Here is a 15,447-nt window from a genome sequence, read left to right as displayed (position 1 = left end):
GCTGCTCCGCAGCCCAACGGGGATAAATCCCCTCGCCACAATGGGAAATCTATTTACCGGGCACCAACGTCAACCGTGTCTTGCCATACGCCCGGTCGAAGTTCTGCGGTTGCAACGGCACGCTCTGGTATTGCCCCTTAATCCACGGATCAACACCGTTCAGGTAGCTCGGGCTGGCCGGGTTGCCCGACTGGCCTGCGCCGCCCTGGAGCGTCAATGGCTCGGGTTGGCTGAAGTCAACGAGAAAACGCGTGGCCGGCGCCACGGTCGTGTTGAAGTCCTGGCCCCAGGCGAACGCGGCAGTGTTGAGCGTGGTGGCGTCACCACCCGCCGCCAGCGGCCCCCGTACGACCTGGCCGCTGGCATTTGTCCACTCATAACGATGCAGTTTGCCCCACTGCCAGGCGGTGTGATCGCTGCCCAACTGGCTGTCGCCGATGCTGATGGCCGCCGCGAGGCTACGGGCCAGGATCGCCGCCTTGTCTTCTTTCTGCGGCGTGCGGACGTCGTCCCAGAATGGGCTGTCCTCGCGACCGAGCAGATGATCGGCCTGCGCCGAGTAGGACAACTGGCCGTTGGCAACCAGCGCTTTCCACGCCGGGCTGCTTTCCGGACCCAATTCGTCGAGGAAAACCTGCTTCATGCTTTCTTGCAGGAACAGCTCATAGATCGCCGCGTCGGTGGAAACCGGACTGAGCCTGCCGTCGAACGCCATCAGCCGGGTATAGGCCTCGCGAGCCTTGGCCCGGTCCGCCACCGGCAGGGCTTCGATCGCCTGTTTCAGCGGCTGGGCCATGCCCGGGGCTTCGAAGGTTTTCTTGAGTTTGGCCGCGAAGGTCGTGGTCTGGTCATATTGCATGGCGCTCAGGCTGCGAACGTCGTGCTTGCCCGCACCGGCCAGTTCGGCGAGGCGCTCGCCACGCTCCGGCGTCGCCCAGGAATTGGACAACTGCATGCCGTAGCCGTGAGGGATGACGCGCTGGTTGGCGGTGCCAAGCCACCCCTGGGCTGGATCCTGGTCGTACGGGTGCAGCATCGGGTCGGCATAGCCGTCCCAATCATAGCGCCCGTCCCAGCCCGGCGACGGCAGCAGGCCCTCGCCTTCGCGACGGTTCGGATAACGGCCGGTGACTTGCCAGCCAATGTTGCGCGCGTCGGCAAACACCATGTTCACCGCCAACGCGCGGATTTCCCGGCTGGCATCCGAGGCTTTCTCGACGTTTTTCGAGCGCGACAGATCAAAGAGCGCGTCCAGGGTCTTGTCGTCGGTGAAACTCGGCAGTTGCAAGGCCAGCCCCAGGCCGTTGGCCATGGCCGGACCCTGGGCACTGTTGAGCAGGGACCCGTGGCGGGTTTCATAGACGGCTTCGCGAATAGACCGTTGGCCCTTGATGAAATAGGTTTCGTTGCGCACGGCTACCGGCTGCCATTTGCTATTGACTTCGTAGGACAGGCCGTTACCTTGGCGTCGGATTTTTTCCAGGAACAGATCCTGGTTGTCACCAAGAACGCTGCTCATGCTCCACGCCACGTTACCGTTGAAACCCGCCAGGATGAGCGGAATACCTGCTATGGATAGCCCGGCCGCCTGATACTTGGGCGCGCGGATCTGCACCGGGCTCCAGAGCGACGGCACGCCCAGCGGACCATGACTGTCACTGGCCAACAGGCTTTTGCCATTGCGACTGCGTTGTGGGGCGATGGCCCAGTTGCTTGAAAACGCTGAGCCCATCAGATTCAGATCGGCCAACTGGGCGCCAGCCTTGCTGATTTCAGCCAGGCCTGGAACCTGGCCGTTGAGCCGGACACCTTGAAGCTTCTCGCCTTCCGCCTGCGGCAAGGGTTCATCCGGGTAGGACGGGCTCAGCCAGGCCAGTTTGTCGTTGGTCACGCCCTGGGCCAGCACCAAGGTCGAGATTTCTTCCGGCAAGTTGGCCGATTGGCTGAAATTCAGCAGGCAGAACAGCAGCGCCGAGTCTTCCGGTTTCCAGTATTCAGGCTTGTAGCCAGTGGCAGCCAGGTCCGAGGGCAGCTTGTCGCGATAGCGGAACAGGTAGGCGTTGACGCCCCGCGCATAGACTTCAAAGAAACGCTTGATGCGTGGCGATGATGCCTTGTACAGCTCGTCGGCACTTTTCTTCAGGTTCACCGCACGCATGTAGCGGTCGATATCCAACCGTTCGGCACCGGACATTTCCGCCAATCGGCCCTGGGCAAGCAGGCGCAGGGTGGCCATTTGCGTGATCCGGTCGCTGGCATGGACATAGCCGAGGGCGAACAGGGCGTCGTGGAAGCTGTTGCTCTCGATCAGCGGCATGCCCGTGGCGTTGCGCCGAACCGAGACATTTTGCGCCAGCCCCTTGAGCGGTTGTACGCCGGTGGTGGGCGGGACAGTGTCCTGGGTATTCCAGGCCTGGCAACCGCTCAAGCCGAGCACGCTGGCCACTGCTGCGGCAACGCCGAGCTTGGGGATGAAGGAAATCGAGGCTGGCGAGGCCATGGCAAAGCTCCTGCGGGAGGGGGTGGCACAATAAAGGCGCTACGTTAGTGAGCAGGAGGAGGGCGCGCAAGCCGGTGGTGGGGTTATTTGTTGATTTGGCGATGAAAGCCCGGAATGGCCTGTGACTTCACGGGACGATTGATGACTTGCTTGTATGAAAAGGTGATGTTCAAGTGTTGGAAAACCCAACGATTGAGCATGAGAAAACCGGCATGGAGCTAAGAGAAAACGCAGCGCTTGTCCTCATTGACCAACAAAAAGGCATCCTCCACCCCAAGCTCGGCCCTCGCAACAATCCCGAAGCGGAGTTGCGTATGTTGGAATTGCTTGCCCGCTGGCGAGATTCGGCGCGGCCAGTCGTCCACGTCCATCACCTTTCCCGCTCCGAGGATTCGGTTTTCTGGCCTGGGCAATCTGGCGTGGAGGTCCAGGAGCGGTTCGAGCCGATAGCTGGGGAGCGATTGATTCAGAAGCAAGTGCCGGATTCCTTTTGCGGCACGACCCTGGAGGCAGATTTGCGCGGTGCCGGAATCGGACAGTTAGTGATCGTTGGCGTGGCGACGAACAACTCGGTGGAGTCCACCGCTCGCACGGCGGGCAATCTGGGATTCGACACCTGGGTGGCCGAAGATGCCTGTTTCACTTTCGACAAGGCCGATTACTTTGGCATTGCCCGTTCGGCTGCCGAGGTGCACGCAATGTCATTGGCGAATCTGCACGGGGAATACGCGACGGTGGTAAGTGTGGAGCGGATCTTGCGGGCGGGCTGAAACGCGGGTATTGGATGTTCCGGCCTCATCGCGAGCAAGCTCGCTCCCACTGGTTCTGTGACGTTCACAAATCCCTGTGGGAGCGAGCTTGCTCGCGATGGCGGTCTGACAGACTAAAAATCTTCAGTTCGGAGCATCAAGCCCCGTGGCACTTCTTGAATTTCTTGCCATTGCCACATGGGCAAGGGTCGTTGCGGCCGACGTCCTTCAGGGCGTTGCGCACGGGTTCCTGGTGGGCGTGGCCGCAGTTCGGGCCGTGGACGTGGCCATGGTCGTGATGGTGGTCATGGTCGTGATCGTGATTGCAATCAGGGCCGTGGACGTGGGGTTGTTGGGTCATCGGGGTTACTCCGCAATAAAATCGGCGGCGATTATCACGCCATTGCGCTCCAGGTGCACGTAGTCGGCGATGAATAAACCGGTTTCCAGCTCCCCCTCCAGGCGATAGGGGATCTGTTGTCGTGGTTTTTCCAACAATTTCACCACTTCCCGGACTTGCGGCCACAGGTTGGTACGGATCGGCACCTTAAAATAGGCGCTGTGCCGCGGAGTCACGGTGAACCAATGCTCATGCTCTCCTTCGGTCAGCAAGAGATCGCCCAGGTGGATCCGATAAGTCAGGCCGCGCACGGTGAGGTCGCTGTCGCCGGGATTGTCGACGCGAAAGTGCAGCATGAACTTCTGCTCCAGCAGTCGTGCCCGCACCACCTCGACCTTGACCAGATGCACTTGCGGTTCAGGCGCCTCCTCACCTCGCCAGGACGCGCAACCGCCGAGCCCGACGAACAACAGCAGGCAAGTGATGCGGAGCAAGCGTGATGTCTGGGTCATGTCCGTACCTCGGGTTTATCCCCAGTCTAGTCCCCCTGGCCTGAGGATGAGCGTCGGACGTTTCCGAAATCAGCGATTGAAATAGCCGGCGCAGCACTTCTTGAATTTATGCCCGCTGCCGCACGGGCAACTGTCGTTGCGGCCAGTCTTGACCGGCACGGTGGGGTCGATGAAGTACCATCGCCCGCCGTTCTGCACGAACGAAGACTGCTCCCGATGGCTGTGCTCGCCCTGGCTGTCGTGCCAGCGAGCGGTAAACGTGACGAAGGCATGTTCGGGTTGACCACCGAATACCTCGCTGCTTTCCACTTCCAGCCCCAGCCAGGTGCTGCTGGCACTCCATTCGCCGATAGCTTGGCGATCGAGGCCATCCTGCTGGGCCGGGAGCGTGGTGCCGACAAGGTAATCCACCAGGCCCAACACATAGGCGCTGTAGCGCGAGCGCATCAAGGCTTCGGCACAAGGCGCCGGATGACCGTCGTGGTAATGGCCACAGCAGGCGTCCAGCGCGTTGCCGCTGCCGCAGGGGCAAATGGTTGTGTGCAGGCTTGTATCCACAGCTACCACCAGTATTTTCCAAAATTTTCAGGGTTGGCCCAGAAGCGTGAGTTGAGCCAGTCGGGCACCTGTTTGTATTCAAGCAGATCGTAGGTGAACAGGGTCAGCACCTGGTCCTCGCGCTGAAAGCGCTCGCTGGCCTGCAGGGCCAGGGAAAAAAAATCCGTCTCTTGCCAGCCACAGGCGTTGAGATCTGCCAGCACCGCGATCCGGCTGGCGTTGAGATTGCGAATGCCGCCCAGCAGGTTCAGACCGTCGCGCTTGGGCAAATGCTCCAGACAATCGAGCGCCAAGGCCAGGTCAAAACGCTGCGCCGCCACGTCCGCCGGCAATGCGCCGGGGCCGGCGTGGACCACTTCGGTTGTGGGATGGGCCTGCTGGAACGCCTCCAGGGCAGGAAAACTGCTGGCGCCGATCAACAACAGCCTTTGCGGGGCGTAACGGTCAAGCACGGAGGCCAGTGCTTGCTGGGGCGTGCGCGAAGAGATGGCTACGGTCATCGAAGTTCCTCAATCAGAACCGCCACGATAGCGTGCGCTGGGATCACGGCCTAGAGCGGTTGTCATTAAAACTCATCGAAGCGCCGCAAACACGGACCCAAACCGGATATGGCCGGTTGCTGGCGCAGATCGGCAGTCGGGTCTTTACTCCCCTGAATCGGCGCAAAAGCCGATCCTTCAAGGAGAAAACCCGATGAGCATAGTTCGGACAGCGTTACCCCTGGTGCTGCTAACCAGTGTGTTGACTGGTTGCGCAGGTTTGCAGAAAACCGACTGGCCGACCTGTGCGGCCGTCGGGGGGGCAATTGGTGCGGGATTAGGCGCCATAGAAAGCACTTCGTGGGCTGGCGGCGGCGCTTTGTACGTAGGCGGCATGGCGGCGGCTTATTGCTGGGTGCATGGCGACGGCGACGAGGACGGCGATGGTGTCCCGGACAGCCGCGACAAGTGCCCAGGCACGCCGAAGGGCGTGCAAGTCGATGCCGACGGCTGCCCACCGCCCGCTCCGGCGCCAATGGCCGAGGAGCCTGTGGTGGTCAAGGAAGAAACCATCGTGGTTCGCGATGTGCACTTCGAATTCAACAAGGCCACGCTGACGCCGGCCGACAAGGACGTGCTCAGCACCATCGCGACCCGGTTGAAGCAGGAAAGCTCCACCGCGCAACTGCGCGTGACTGGCCACACCGACAGCGTTGGCAGCGATGCCTACAACCAGAAGCTGTCGGAAAAACGGGCCAATTCAGTGGTTCAATACCTGGTCGACAGCGGTGTGCCTCGCGCCAGTTTCGTCTCCGTGGCGGGCGCCGGGGAAAGCCAGCCGGTCGCGGATAACAAAACCGCCGATGGACGCGCGATGAACCGCCGTACCGAAATCAAGATAAACCGCTGAAACCCTTGTCATCCGCGGCTTGTACAGTCGCGGATGCGGGTCTTTACTCCTGTGTGACCGGTATGGGCCGGTGACACAGGAGCATTCATCATGAAGGTTCTCATCAGGGTTGCCTTACCGGTACTGCTGGCCAGCGGTCTGTTGTCCGGTTGCGCCACTCACAGCGACGGCAGCGCACCTCTCAACCAGCGCACCTGGCCGATCTGCAGCTTGATCGGTGGGTTGGTCGGCGGCGGGCTGGGCGCCATCGAAAGCAGCGGCTGGGCCGCTGGCGGCGCGGCGTTGGGTCTGCTCGGCGGCGGCTTGATCTGTTACGCCCAGGATGGCGATGAAGACGGCGACGGTGTATTCGATCGCCGCGACCGCTGTCCCGATACACCGGCCGACACGCCTGTCGAACACCATGGTTGCCCGCTGCCGCAATATCCGGCCAGCGCCCCACCGGTCGAACCGCAAGCGCCGGCCAGTGAAGTCATTACCCTTAATGACGCAGGCAAGGTGCTGTTTGATTTTGATAGATCCGATCTCACGGCGGCAGCGCGAAGTCAGCTCGATGGGCTGATGGGCAAGCTGAGCCATGCCAATGTCGCCAGCATCCGCGTGGTCGGCCATACCGACAGCGTCGGTACCGATGCCTATAACGAAGGGCTGTCCGAGCGTCGGGCCAGCAGCGTCGTGGAATATTTGCTGACCCAGGGCCTGGCTCCGGAAAAACTCACCAGCGAGGGCAAGGGCGAAAGCGAACCGGTGGCCGACAACGAGACCGAGGAAGGGCGCGCCCAGAACCGTCGCGTGGAGTTGCATATTCAGCGTTGAGTCCATGGATTGCGTTGACACAGCACCGCCGAGTCGTGATGCGAGCGACTCGGCGGACGCCGGTCGACGCCAGGATTAAATTTGTCCCGCCCTCTGGCTTATCCAGCGCGCAAGCCGTTAATGTGCGCCAAACAATAATGTCCGTCGGAGGGCCATATGAAGGTGTTTTGGGGGCTGGGGCGTTTACTGACGCTGCTGTTCTGGCTGGTGGTGCTGGTTAACCTGATCATGCCATTCGTCCATCCGCTGCATCTGTTGGTCAATTTCGCCGGTGCGTTTTTACTGGTTCTCCATGTGCTTGAACTGCTGTGGTTCAGGGCCAGCTTTCGTGGCCGTCCCGCCCCTGGTCGTGATCGCCTCCGAGTGTTGATGTTCGGCATCTTCCACCTGCAAACCCTTCCGACCGCGCCAGAGGCTTCCCATGCGTAAATTGTGTCTGCTTGCAGCATTTGTGTGCCCAATGGCGAGCGCTCAAGTGGTCCAGGTCGAAAGCAACTCATTGGTGCGCCTGCCCAACACCACCAGTTCGCTGACGCTGGAGCGCTTGGACGTCGCTGATTTCGGCACGTTGCTCGTGCCCTCGAACGTTACGGAACTGTCCGTCGGACAATTGCACCTGGGGCGCGAGGCGCGGATTGCGATCGTGCCGGCGCAACAGGCGTTGGAATTGAAAGTGGCCCAGGCCGAATTGGCCGAGGGAAGCCAGATCGCGGCTCGCGGCGCGCCGGGCACCTATACGAAGGCGGCGCGGCCGGGGCGCAATCTCAATTTGCGCTTCAATGCGTTGAACGCGCCCCTGCTGTCGGTGGACGCGCGGGGTGGAACGGGGGCGCCAGGTTACGTGGGCCTGGACGGCGCCAACGGACAGGCGCCAGGGTGCACCTGGGGGTCGGCTGGCCGCGGTGCCGACGGCAGCAATGGCGGTGATGGCCAGCCGGGCGCGGCCGGCGCGCTGGTTCGACTTGAGTTGCCCCGGGCCTACCCGGACGAGCAAATCAAGGTGACGGTGGACGGTGGCGCCGGTGGCCCGGCCGGTCACGGTGGCAAACCCGGCGCAGGCGGCAAGGCCAAGGGTTGCCTGGTCTATACCGCCGACGGCGGCAAGAGCGGCCGTCCTGGCGCCGATGGCCAGCCTGGGCCTGCCGGAGCGGAAGGCGCGGTGACGGTGCAGCGGTTCTAAAGAAACATCCTGATTCAGACCTGTGAAAGACCTGTGGGAGCGAGCTTGCTCGCGATAGCGTTGTTTAAGTCGATGAAGTATCCTCTGATACACCGTCATCGCGAGCAAGCTCGCTCCCACAGGGCTATATGTGATTTTCAGAACATTGGCCGCGCCGCGCCAATCGCCACCACCAGCAAGCCAATCAACAAATTGATCCCCACCAATCGCCGAATCTTCCCCAGTACCGCCGCACCCGTTGGCCAGTCCTGCGCCGTCACCGCGTTACGCAATGCGGGCAGTTGCAAGCCCTGGATACGAATGAACAGCGCCGTCATCACCACGTACAAGCCCATCATCACCTGGACATAACGTGGCGCGGTTTCGAAACCGGCGAAGCGCATGTGGATCAGGCCCACGCCGCTGATCGGCAGCAGCACCACGGCGATCCAGACCCAGACAAAAAAACGCTGAAACACTTCTACCCACAATTTCAGCCGGGCAGGGCCTTCAAGCGCCGTGATTGCGGCGGGACGCAGGACCATCCAGGCGAAAAACATGCCGCCGACCCAGACCAGGGCCGCCAGTAAATGCAGGGTGTAGACAAGGGCAAAGGGTGTCATTGGGTCACTCCGTTCTGCGCAGGATTCATTAGCGGGGTATGATAGCCGCCGATCCGAACCACTGAAAATTTATCCAGCGTTTTTTGCGCCCGACCATTCATGATCAGCACCGAACTCAAAACCACGATCCAGGGCGCCTATTCGCGTTTTCTCGAAGCCAAGAGCCTCAAACCGCGATATGGCCAGCGCCTGATGATTGCCGAAGTGGCAAAAGTCCTGGGTGACATCGACACCGACGACGAAGGCCGGCGCAGTGGCGAACCGGCCGTCGTGGCGGTGGAGGCCGGCACCGGTACTGGCAAGACCGTGGCCTACAGCCTGGCGGCCATTCCTACCGCCAAGGCTGCCGGCAAGCGCCTGGTCATCGCCACGGCCACTGTCGCCCTGCAGGAGCAGATCGTCTACAAGGACCTGCCTGACCTGATGCGCAACAGCGGGCTGAACTTCAGCTTCGCCCTGGCCAAGGGCCGCGGCCGATACATGTGCCTGTCCAAGCTCGACATGTTGCTCCAGGAAGGCCATGCGCAGACCGCCACGGCCCAGTTGTTCGAAGAAGAAGGCTTCAAGATCGAAGTTGATGAAGCCAGCCAGAAGCTGTTCACCAGCATGATCGAGAAACTCGCCGGCAATAAATGGGACGGCGACCGCGACAGTTGGTCTACGGCCCTGGAAGATGCCGACTGGTCCCGCCTGACCACCGACCATAGCCAGTGCACCAACCGCCATTGCCCGAACTTCGGCCAGTGCGCCTTCTACAAGGCCCGCGAAGGCATGGGCAAGGTCGACGTCATCGTCACCAACCACGACATGGTCCTGGCCGACCTGGCCCTTGGCGGCGGTGCGGTGCTGCCGGACCCGCGCGACACGATCTACGTGTTCGACGAAGGCCATCACCTGCCGGACAAGGCGATCGGGCATTTCGCCCATTACACCCGGCTGCGTTCCACCGCCGACTGGCTGGAAACCACCGCCAAGAACCTCACCAAACTGCTGGCCCAGCATCCGTTGCCGGGTGACCTGGGCAAGTTCATCGAGCAGGTGCCGGAGCTGGCGCGGGAGATCAAGACGAACCAGCAGTTCATGTTCACTGCCTGTGAACAGGTTGCGGACTTCAAGCCCGGCGAAGACGTCGAGGGCCGCGAGCGGCCACGGCATCGGTTTGTCGGCGGGGTGATCCCCGAGCATATGCGTGAAATGGGCATCGAACTCAAGAAAGGCTTTGCCCGCTTGACCGACCTGTTCACCCGCCTGACCGACCTGCTCAAGGAGGGCATGGATGGCGAGGTCAACATCGGGATCGCCAGCAACCAGGCCGAGGAGTGGTACCCGCTGTTTGGCAGCCTGCTGTCCCGCTCGCAGGGCAACTGGGAACTGTGGACGGCTTTCACCACGGAAGACCCGGAAGACAATCCGCCGATGGCGCGTTGGCTGACCCTGGCCGAAAGCGGTTCGCTGTTCGACATCGAGGTCAATGCCAGCCCGATCCTGGCGGCGGAGATGCTGCGTCGCAACCTGTGGAACGTGGCCTACGGCGCGCTGGTGACATCCGCTACGCTGACTGCCCTGGGCACGTTCGACCGCTTCCGCATGCGCGCCGGGCTGCCGAAAAAAGCCGTGACCGCTGTGGTCCCGAGTCCATTCCATCATGCCGATGCCGGTGTGTTGCGGGTACCTGACCTCAAGGCCGATCCACGGGACGCCGCCGCCCATACGGCCGCGATCATTCGCGACCTGCCAGAGTTGGTGGAGGGATCGCGAGGCACCCTGGTGCTGTTTTCCTCGCGCAAGCAGATGCAGGACGTCTTCGATGGGCTTGACCGTGATTGGCGCAAGCAAGTGTTCATCCAGGGCAACCTGTCGAAGCAGGAAACCTTGAACAAGCACAAGGCGCGGGTCGATGGCGGCGATTCCAGCGTACTGTTTGGCCTGGCCAGCTTCGCCGAAGGGGTGGATTTGCCCGGCGCCTACTGCGAACACGTGGTGATCGCCAAGATTCCTTTCTCGGTCCCGGACGACCCGGTGGAAGCCGCATTGGCCGAATGGATCGAAGCCCGGGGCGGCAATCCGTTCATGGAAATTTCCGTGCCGGACGCTTCGCTGAAACTGGTCCAGGCCTGCGGTCGCCTGCTGCGTACCGAGGAAGACCGCGGCACCATCACCTTGCTTGACCGCAGGCTGGTGACCCAACGCTACGGCAAGGCAATCCTCAATGCGCTGCCGCCGTTTCGGCGGGAGATTTCCTGAATCCCGTTGCCACAACCAGCCGTCTCGGGAAGGTTCACAAAAACACCAATGGCTGAAACAATGCCAGCCACCTGAAAAAGTCTTTGTTTCAACGGAGTTGCGGGTGCAAATTCAAGGTCATTACGAGCTTCAGTTCGAGTCGGTGCGTGAAGCATTCGCCGCGCTGTTCGACGATCCCCAGGAACGTGGCGCTGCGTTGTGCATCCAGGTGGGTGGCCGCACCGTTATCGACATCTGGGCCGGCACCGCCGACAAGGATGGCAGTGAAGCCTGGCACAGCGACACCATCGCCAACCTGTTCTCCTGCACCAAGACATTCACCGCCGTCACGGCCCTGCAGTTGGTGGCCGAGGGCAAGTTGCAGCTGGATGCCCCGGTCGCGCGCTATTGGCCTGAATTCGCCGCGGCCGGCAAACAGTCCGTCACCCTGCGCCAGTTGCTCTGCCACCAGGCAGGTCTACCGGCGCTGAGAGAACTGCTGGCGCCAGAAGCACTTTATAACTGGCAGGTCATGGTCGATGTCCTAGCCGCTGAAGCACCTTGGTGGACGCCGGGCGAAGGCCACGGTTATGCCGCGATCACCTACGGCTGGCTGGTCGGCGAACTGCTGCGCAGGGCCGATGGCCGTGGGCCGGGGGAATCCATCGTGGCGCGGGTCGCCAAACCCTTGGGCCTGGATTTTCACGTTGGCCTGGCCGACGAAGAGTTTCATCGCGTGGCGCATATCGCCCGGGGCAAAGGCAACGTCGGCGACGCAGCGGCCCAGCGCCTGTTGCAAGTGACGATGCGCGAGCCCACGGCGATGACCACCCGGGCCTTCACCAACCCGCCATCGATCATGACCAGCACCAACAAGCCCGAATGGCGGCGTATGCAGCAACCGGCAGCGAATGGCCATGGCAACGCCCGCAGTCTCGCGGGATTCTACGCCGGCCTGCTCGACGGCAGCCTGCTGGAAGGTGAAATGCTCGACGAGCTGACCCGCCAGCACAGCTTCGGCGAGGACAAGACTTTATTGACCCAGACCCGCTTCGGCCTGGGCTGCATGCTCGATCAACCGGATGTGCCAAACGCGACCTTTGGCCTGGGCCCGCGAGCGTTTGGTCACCCTGGGGCGGGAGGCTCCCTCGGTTTTGCCGACCCGGAACATGACGTCGCGTTCGGTTTCGTGACCAATACACTCGGGCCCTATGTCTTGATGGATCCCCGTGCGCAGAACCTTGCGAAGGTGCTTGCCACTTGTCTATAAAGCGCCACTGAAGTGAGTGGATACAGGAACCTCGTGTTCCTTTCGGTTTCCAAGCGTCTGTTTATGCGGCCGGAACATGGCCTTTGTTTTTTCATTTAGATCATTTTGTGGATTATCCAATGTCATCGAACAAAACCCTCGCTCTGGCGCTGTGCTTCGCTATTACCGGTTGCGCACAAAATCCACAAAATGATGCCGAGGGCGGCAGCGGCTGGTGGCCTTTCGGGTCGTCCGACAAGGTTGCGAGCAAGGATCCGGCCCCGGAGACTCCTGTGAAACCCGCCGCTGTTGCACCTCAGGCGAAAGCCGAAGCCGAGAGCAACGGTAAATGGTGGTGGCCATTCGGCGGCAAGGATCAGGAAACCGCCAAGGCGGTGCCGATGCCTGACCCTAAAGTCACCCAGGCCTGGCTCGACGACTATGAGCCGAAGCTGCGCACCGCCATCAAGGACAGCAAGCTTGAGCTGGAGCGTCGCGATAACGTGCTGGTGGTCACGGCGCCCGTGGACGGCTCGTTCAACCCTGACCGTCCGGCCATGCTGCTACCGGTGACACTCGGCCCGTTCACCCGTGTCGCCAAGGTACTTGAAGCTGATCCGAAAACCGCCGTGCTGATCCTCGGCCACGCTGATACGTCCGGCGCGGCGCCAGCCAATCTGAAGCTCAGCCAGGAACGTGCCCAGTCCGTCGCTGCGATTTTCCGCCTCAGCGGACTGCAGCGCGATCGGCTGATGCTGCGCGGCATGGGCTCGGTGGCGCCACGTGCGGCCAACGACAGTGTTGAAGGTCGAGCCTTGAACCGTCGTGTGGAGCTGTTGGTCACCCCGGCAAATACCATGGTTGCCTTGCTGAGCAAATACAACATGCCGGCCCCTGCACCGGTGACGATGGTCGCAGCCCAGGATGTGAAGCCGGCGACCCCGGCCCCAGCCGTTGCGCCGAAAAAAGCCGCAGCCCCGGTCACCAAGAAAGCTGCGGCCAAGAAGGCTCCTGCGAAGACACCTGCGAAGAAAAGCCCGGCCAAGAAGGCCACCCCGGCGAAGAAACCAGAGCCGGCCAAGGCTGCGACCGATGCGAAAAAAGTCGCTGCCGCCGACACCCCAAAACAGTGATTGGCTGATCACAAGGAACGCGCCATGACCCAAGTGCTGGCTGATATGCGTCGTGACTACACCCGCGATGGCTTGACCGAGGCACAAGCCCCGGGCGAGCCGTTCGCGCTTTTCCACCAATGGTTCGCCGACGCGGTGAAAACCGAACAGGCCCCGGTGGAGGCCAACGCCATGACCCTGGCGACCGTGGATGCGGACGGTCGTCCCCACTGTCGGATCCTGCTGCTCAAGGGACTGGATGCCCAGGGCTTCACATTCTTCACCAACTACGACAGCGCCAAAGGGCAACAGATCGCCGCGAATCCATTCGCAGCCATGACGTTTTTCTGGCCGACCCTGGAGCGCCAGGTGCGCATCGAAGGCAAGGTTGTGAAAGTCTCTGCGCAGGAATCGGACGCGTACTACCAGGTTCGGCCGCTGGGCAGTCGCCTCGGTGCCTGGGCTTCACCCCAGAGCCGGGTAATCGCCGGACGCGGCGAGCTTGAGGACCTGCTCAAGGCCACCGAGCAGCGCTTCAGCGACAACCAACCCCATTGCCCCGAGCATTGGGGCGGTTATCGCCTGCTGCCCGAGCGTATCGAGTTCTGGCAGGGCCGCCCGAGCCGCCTTCACGACCGTCTCAACTACCGTCTTCAAGGGGCGGACTGGATTCGTGAGCGCCTGGCGCCGTGACATCCGGATAACCTGCCGCGGCGGCCTGGAGCCATTGCGGCAGGTCCCGCCGCTTGATTCGTTGTTCACCGGCGCGAGCCAATTGTTCCAACATGTAGCTTTTCTTCTGCTCGTCCTGCCCCGCCAGTGACAACGCCAGGTCACGGTCCGCCCAACGTTTGATGCGTACGTACAGCCACCAGTGGAAGTACAGGCCGGCCAAGGTGGTCGCGATAATGATGAAGTAATCCATGAAAAATCCTGGGTCGGTGACGCAGACTTTTGAAATTGGCGCTACTGTGTGATGAATTTTTTCGGGTGCGCCTGTATCCCACCTGAATGAAAGCAGATTTTCCCGGTGAAGCCGTGACAGGCGTCAAGCCGGGGAGTTTAATGGATCCCTGTCTTTTGGAGTTGATGCTATGCGTAAGTCTGTTTTGCTGGTTGCTTCCTTTTCCACGATGGCGATGTTGCTCACTGGCTGTCAGTCGAGCCTGACCGGTGACTCCTATTCCCGTGACGAAGCGCGTCGCGTCCAGACGATTCGTATGGGGACCATCGAATCCCTGCGCCCGGTCAAGATCGAAGGCACCAAGACCCCGATCGGCGGAGCTGCCGGTGCGGTGGTCGGCGGCGTAGGTGGCAGCGCCATCGGTGGTGGCCGCGGCAGCATCGTCGCCGCCGTCATCGGTGCAGTGGCCGGCGGCCTGATCGGCTCCGCCACTGAAGAAGGTTTGACCCGTACCCAGGGTGTTGAAATTACCGTTCGTGAAGATGACGGCAGCATGCGTGCCTATGTGCAGCAGGTTCAGGAGAATGAAGTGTTCCGCGTAGGTGAGCGGGTGCGGATTTCCACCGTGGGTGGCACGAGTCGCGTATCGCACTAAGTTGGTTTGTTTCGTAGGAGCCGGTATCTATAGAGCAGTGGCCATATCCGTTTCTTTGGTTACGCCTACTTAAGGTTCCGCTCTTACAGCGGGTCACTTTTGAGAAGCCCGGAAGCCGGCCCAGTCAAAAGTAACCCAAACGCTTTTGCCCCACCACTCGGTGCTTCGCTCCGGCCATCGTGGTTAACGGGGCGCCGAAATCTACGTCCATCCCGAGGCGGCCTTCGGGCCGACCTGGTTCTTGGTGGGGACCGCGTTTCCCCTGTGGGAGCGAGCCTGCTCGCGAAGGCGTTGTCACAGTCGATGATGATGTGGATGCACTGGCCTCTTCGCGAGCAGACTCGCTCCCACAGGGTTCTGCGGCGTATGTGCATCGGGTGGCTGCTGAAGATCCAATGTGGGAGCGAGCTTGCTCGCGATAGCGGTCGCTCAGCTACACATATCTGGCTGATGCCCGGCTGTTGCTGTTGCTGTTGCTGTTGCTGTTGCTCTGCTTTTGATCTTGATCTTGATCTTGATGCCCCGTTAAACCACGCTGGCCGAACGCAGGCATTGCGCAGTGGGCATCCCGGCATGGATGCCGGGATAGCCGCGCAGGGCCATGGATGGCCCATCGCGGCGGGCCCACGGAGCAATGCCGGAGTGAGGGCACACCGAG

The 15,447-nt window shown here is 61.6% G+C and carries 17 protein-coding genes; 10 read left to right on the top strand and 7 right to left on the bottom strand.

Features of this window, described 5'->3' with window-relative positions:
- Positions 1–49: 49 nt before the first annotated feature.
- The gene (locus tag Q7C33_RS23465) at positions 50–2,500 is read right to left on the bottom strand and encodes a penicillin acylase family protein (RefSeq protein WP_407684232.1); all 2,451 of its coding nucleotides are present in this window, start codon (positions 2,498–2,500) and stop codon (positions 50–52) included.
- Between the two features lie 212 nt (positions 2,501–2,712).
- Here Q7C33_RS23465 and Q7C33_RS23460 point away from each other — a divergent pair, with 212 nt between their 5' ends.
- Positions 2,713–3,270 (top strand): cysteine hydrolase family protein, encoded by a 558-nt coding sequence (locus Q7C33_RS23460; RefSeq protein WP_030139407.1) that lies wholly within the window; start codon positions 2,713–2,715, stop codon positions 3,268–3,270.
- Positions 3,271–3,406: 136 nt separating this feature from the next.
- On the opposite strand, the gene Q7C33_RS23455 is transcribed toward Q7C33_RS23460, so the two are convergent.
- From Q7C33_RS23455 to Q7C33_RS23440, 4 genes are all read right to left on the bottom strand, one after another.
- The gene (locus Q7C33_RS23455; protein ID WP_030139406.1) at positions 3,407–3,610 is read right to left on the bottom strand and encodes an SEC-C metal-binding domain-containing protein; all 204 of its coding nucleotides are present in this window, start codon (positions 3,608–3,610) and stop codon (positions 3,407–3,409) included.
- A 5-nt stretch (positions 3,611–3,615) separates the two neighbouring features.
- Positions 3,616–4,101, bottom strand: a complete 486-nt coding sequence (locus Q7C33_RS23450) for an LEA type 2 family protein (RefSeq protein WP_030139405.1) — start codon at positions 4,099–4,101, stop codon at positions 3,616–3,618.
- A gap of 69 nt (positions 4,102–4,170) precedes the next feature.
- Positions 4,171–4,647 carry a YchJ family protein gene (locus tag Q7C33_RS23445; protein WP_217862087.1) on the bottom strand — a complete coding sequence of 159 codons (477 nt, stop codon included), beginning with the start codon at positions 4,645–4,647 and terminating at the stop codon, positions 4,171–4,173.
- 14 nt (positions 4,648–4,661) lie between these two features.
- Positions 4,662–5,159 (bottom strand): DUF6231 family protein, encoded by a 498-nt coding sequence (locus Q7C33_RS23440; protein WP_030139403.1) that lies wholly within the window; start codon positions 5,157–5,159, stop codon positions 4,662–4,664.
- A gap of 193 nt (positions 5,160–5,352) precedes the next feature.
- Between Q7C33_RS23440 and Q7C33_RS23435 the strand changes: the two genes are divergently transcribed.
- The 4 genes from Q7C33_RS23435 to Q7C33_RS23420 all read left to right on the top strand — a co-directional run bounded on the left by Q7C33_RS23435 (position 5,353) and on the right by Q7C33_RS23420 (position 8,044).
- Complete coding sequence (locus tag Q7C33_RS23435; protein WP_030139402.1) at positions 5,353–6,048, top strand: OmpA family protein; 696 nt, start codon at positions 5,353–5,355, stop codon at positions 6,046–6,048.
- Positions 6,049–6,138: 90 nt separating this feature from the next.
- A complete protein-coding gene (locus Q7C33_RS23430) occupies positions 6,139–6,864 on the top strand; it encodes an OmpA family protein (RefSeq protein WP_030139401.1) in 726 nt (241 codons plus the stop codon).
- A 156-nt stretch (positions 6,865–7,020) separates the two neighbouring features.
- On the top strand, positions 7,021–7,293 hold the full coding sequence (locus Q7C33_RS23425) for a DUF1145 domain-containing protein (protein ID WP_030139400.1): 273 nt from the start codon (positions 7,021–7,023) through the stop codon (positions 7,291–7,293).
- Positions 7,286–8,044 carry a hypothetical protein gene (locus tag Q7C33_RS23420; RefSeq protein WP_030139399.1) on the top strand — a complete coding sequence of 253 codons (759 nt, stop codon included), beginning with the start codon at positions 7,286–7,288 and terminating at the stop codon, positions 8,042–8,044. Before Q7C33_RS23425 ends, Q7C33_RS23420 begins: the two co-directional genes overlap by 8 nt.
- 137 nt (positions 8,045–8,181) lie before the next feature.
- On the opposite strand, the gene Q7C33_RS23415 is transcribed toward Q7C33_RS23420, so the two are convergent.
- Positions 8,182–8,646 carry a CopD family protein gene (locus Q7C33_RS23415; RefSeq protein WP_030139398.1) on the bottom strand — a complete coding sequence of 155 codons (465 nt, stop codon included), beginning with the start codon at positions 8,644–8,646 and terminating at the stop codon, positions 8,182–8,184.
- 99 nt (positions 8,647–8,745) lie between these two features.
- On the opposite strand from Q7C33_RS23415, the gene dinG reads away from it, so the two are divergent.
- The 4 genes from dinG to pdxH all read left to right on the top strand — a co-directional run bounded on the left by dinG (position 8,746) and on the right by pdxH (position 13,923).
- Positions 8,746–10,890: an ATP-dependent DNA helicase DinG gene (gene dinG / locus Q7C33_RS23410; protein ID WP_030139397.1), complete on the top strand. Its 2,145-nt coding sequence runs from the start codon at positions 8,746–8,748 to the stop codon at positions 10,888–10,890.
- Positions 10,891–10,993: 103 nt separating this feature from the next.
- Positions 10,994–12,139: a serine hydrolase domain-containing protein gene (locus Q7C33_RS23405; protein ID WP_407684231.1), complete on the top strand. Its 1,146-nt coding sequence runs from the start codon at positions 10,994–10,996 to the stop codon at positions 12,137–12,139.
- A gap of 119 nt (positions 12,140–12,258) precedes the next feature.
- A complete protein-coding gene (locus Q7C33_RS23400; RefSeq protein WP_258648171.1) occupies positions 12,259–13,251 on the top strand; it encodes an OmpA family protein in 993 nt (330 codons plus the stop codon).
- Positions 13,252–13,275: 24 nt separating this feature from the next.
- On the top strand, positions 13,276–13,923 hold the full coding sequence (gene pdxH / locus Q7C33_RS23395; protein WP_030139394.1) for a pyridoxamine 5'-phosphate oxidase: 648 nt from the start codon (positions 13,276–13,278) through the stop codon (positions 13,921–13,923).
- Here the strand turns inward: pdxH and Q7C33_RS23390 are convergent.
- Positions 13,871–14,155, bottom strand: a complete 285-nt coding sequence (locus Q7C33_RS23390; protein WP_051065943.1) for a hypothetical protein — start codon at positions 14,153–14,155, stop codon at positions 13,871–13,873. The two genes, pdxH and Q7C33_RS23390, sit on opposite strands and share 53 nt — an antisense overlap.
- Before the next feature lie 169 nt (positions 14,156–14,324).
- On the opposite strand from Q7C33_RS23390, the gene Q7C33_RS23385 reads away from it, so the two are divergent.
- The gene (locus Q7C33_RS23385; RefSeq protein ID WP_024776354.1) at positions 14,325–14,789 is read left to right on the top strand and encodes a glycine zipper 2TM domain-containing protein; all 465 of its coding nucleotides are present in this window, start codon (positions 14,325–14,327) and stop codon (positions 14,787–14,789) included.
- Positions 14,790–15,447: the final 658 nt, after the last annotated feature.

This window comes from Pseudomonas sp. BP11-1-1, assembly GCF_052112105.1.
Taxonomy (GTDB): Bacteria; Pseudomonadota; Gammaproteobacteria; order Pseudomonadales; family Pseudomonadaceae; genus Aquipseudomonas; species Aquipseudomonas alvandae.
This window is presented reverse-complemented; position numbering and strand designations above follow the sequence as displayed.

What these genes read in the sequence shown, in the direction of transcription:
- Q7C33_RS23465 (WP_407684232.1), bottom strand. Translation starts at nt 2,500, where the DNA reads ATGGCCTCGCCAGCCTCGATTTCCTTCATCCCCAAGCTCGGCGTTGCC.
- Q7C33_RS23460 (WP_030139407.1), top strand. Translation starts at nt 2,713, where the DNA reads ATGGAGCTAAGAGAAAACGCAGCGCTTGTCCTCATTGACCAACAAAAA.
- Q7C33_RS23455 (WP_030139406.1), bottom strand. Translation starts at nt 3,610, where the DNA reads ATGACCCAACAACCCCACGTCCACGGCCCTGATTGCAATCACGATCAC.
- Q7C33_RS23450 (WP_030139405.1), bottom strand. Translation starts at nt 4,101, where the DNA reads ATGACCCAGACATCACGCTTGCTCCGCATCACTTGCCTGCTGTTGTTC.
- Q7C33_RS23440 (WP_030139403.1), bottom strand. Translation starts at nt 5,159, where the DNA reads ATGACCGTAGCCATCTCTTCGCGCACGCCCCAGCAAGCACTGGCCTCC.
- Q7C33_RS23435 (WP_030139402.1), top strand. Translation starts at nt 5,353, where the DNA reads ATGAGCATAGTTCGGACAGCGTTACCCCTGGTGCTGCTAACCAGTGTG.
- Q7C33_RS23430 (WP_030139401.1), top strand. Translation starts at nt 6,139, where the DNA reads ATGAAGGTTCTCATCAGGGTTGCCTTACCGGTACTGCTGGCCAGCGGT.
- Q7C33_RS23425 (WP_030139400.1), top strand. Translation starts at nt 7,021, where the DNA reads ATGAAGGTGTTTTGGGGGCTGGGGCGTTTACTGACGCTGCTGTTCTGG.
- Q7C33_RS23420 (WP_030139399.1), top strand. Translation starts at nt 7,286, where the DNA reads ATGCGTAAATTGTGTCTGCTTGCAGCATTTGTGTGCCCAATGGCGAGC.
- Q7C33_RS23415 (WP_030139398.1), bottom strand. Translation starts at nt 8,646, where the DNA reads ATGACACCCTTTGCCCTTGTCTACACCCTGCATTTACTGGCGGCCCTG.
- dinG (WP_030139397.1), top strand. Translation starts at nt 8,746, where the DNA reads ATGATCAGCACCGAACTCAAAACCACGATCCAGGGCGCCTATTCGCGT.
- Q7C33_RS23400 (WP_258648171.1), top strand. Translation starts at nt 12,259, where the DNA reads ATGTCATCGAACAAAACCCTCGCTCTGGCGCTGTGCTTCGCTATTACC.
- pdxH (WP_030139394.1), top strand. Translation starts at nt 13,276, where the DNA reads ATGACCCAAGTGCTGGCTGATATGCGTCGTGACTACACCCGCGATGGC.
- Q7C33_RS23390 (WP_051065943.1), bottom strand. Translation starts at nt 14,155, where the DNA reads ATGGATTACTTCATCATTATCGCGACCACCTTGGCCGGCCTGTACTTC.
- Q7C33_RS23385 (WP_024776354.1), top strand. Translation starts at nt 14,325, where the DNA reads ATGCGTAAGTCTGTTTTGCTGGTTGCTTCCTTTTCCACGATGGCGATG.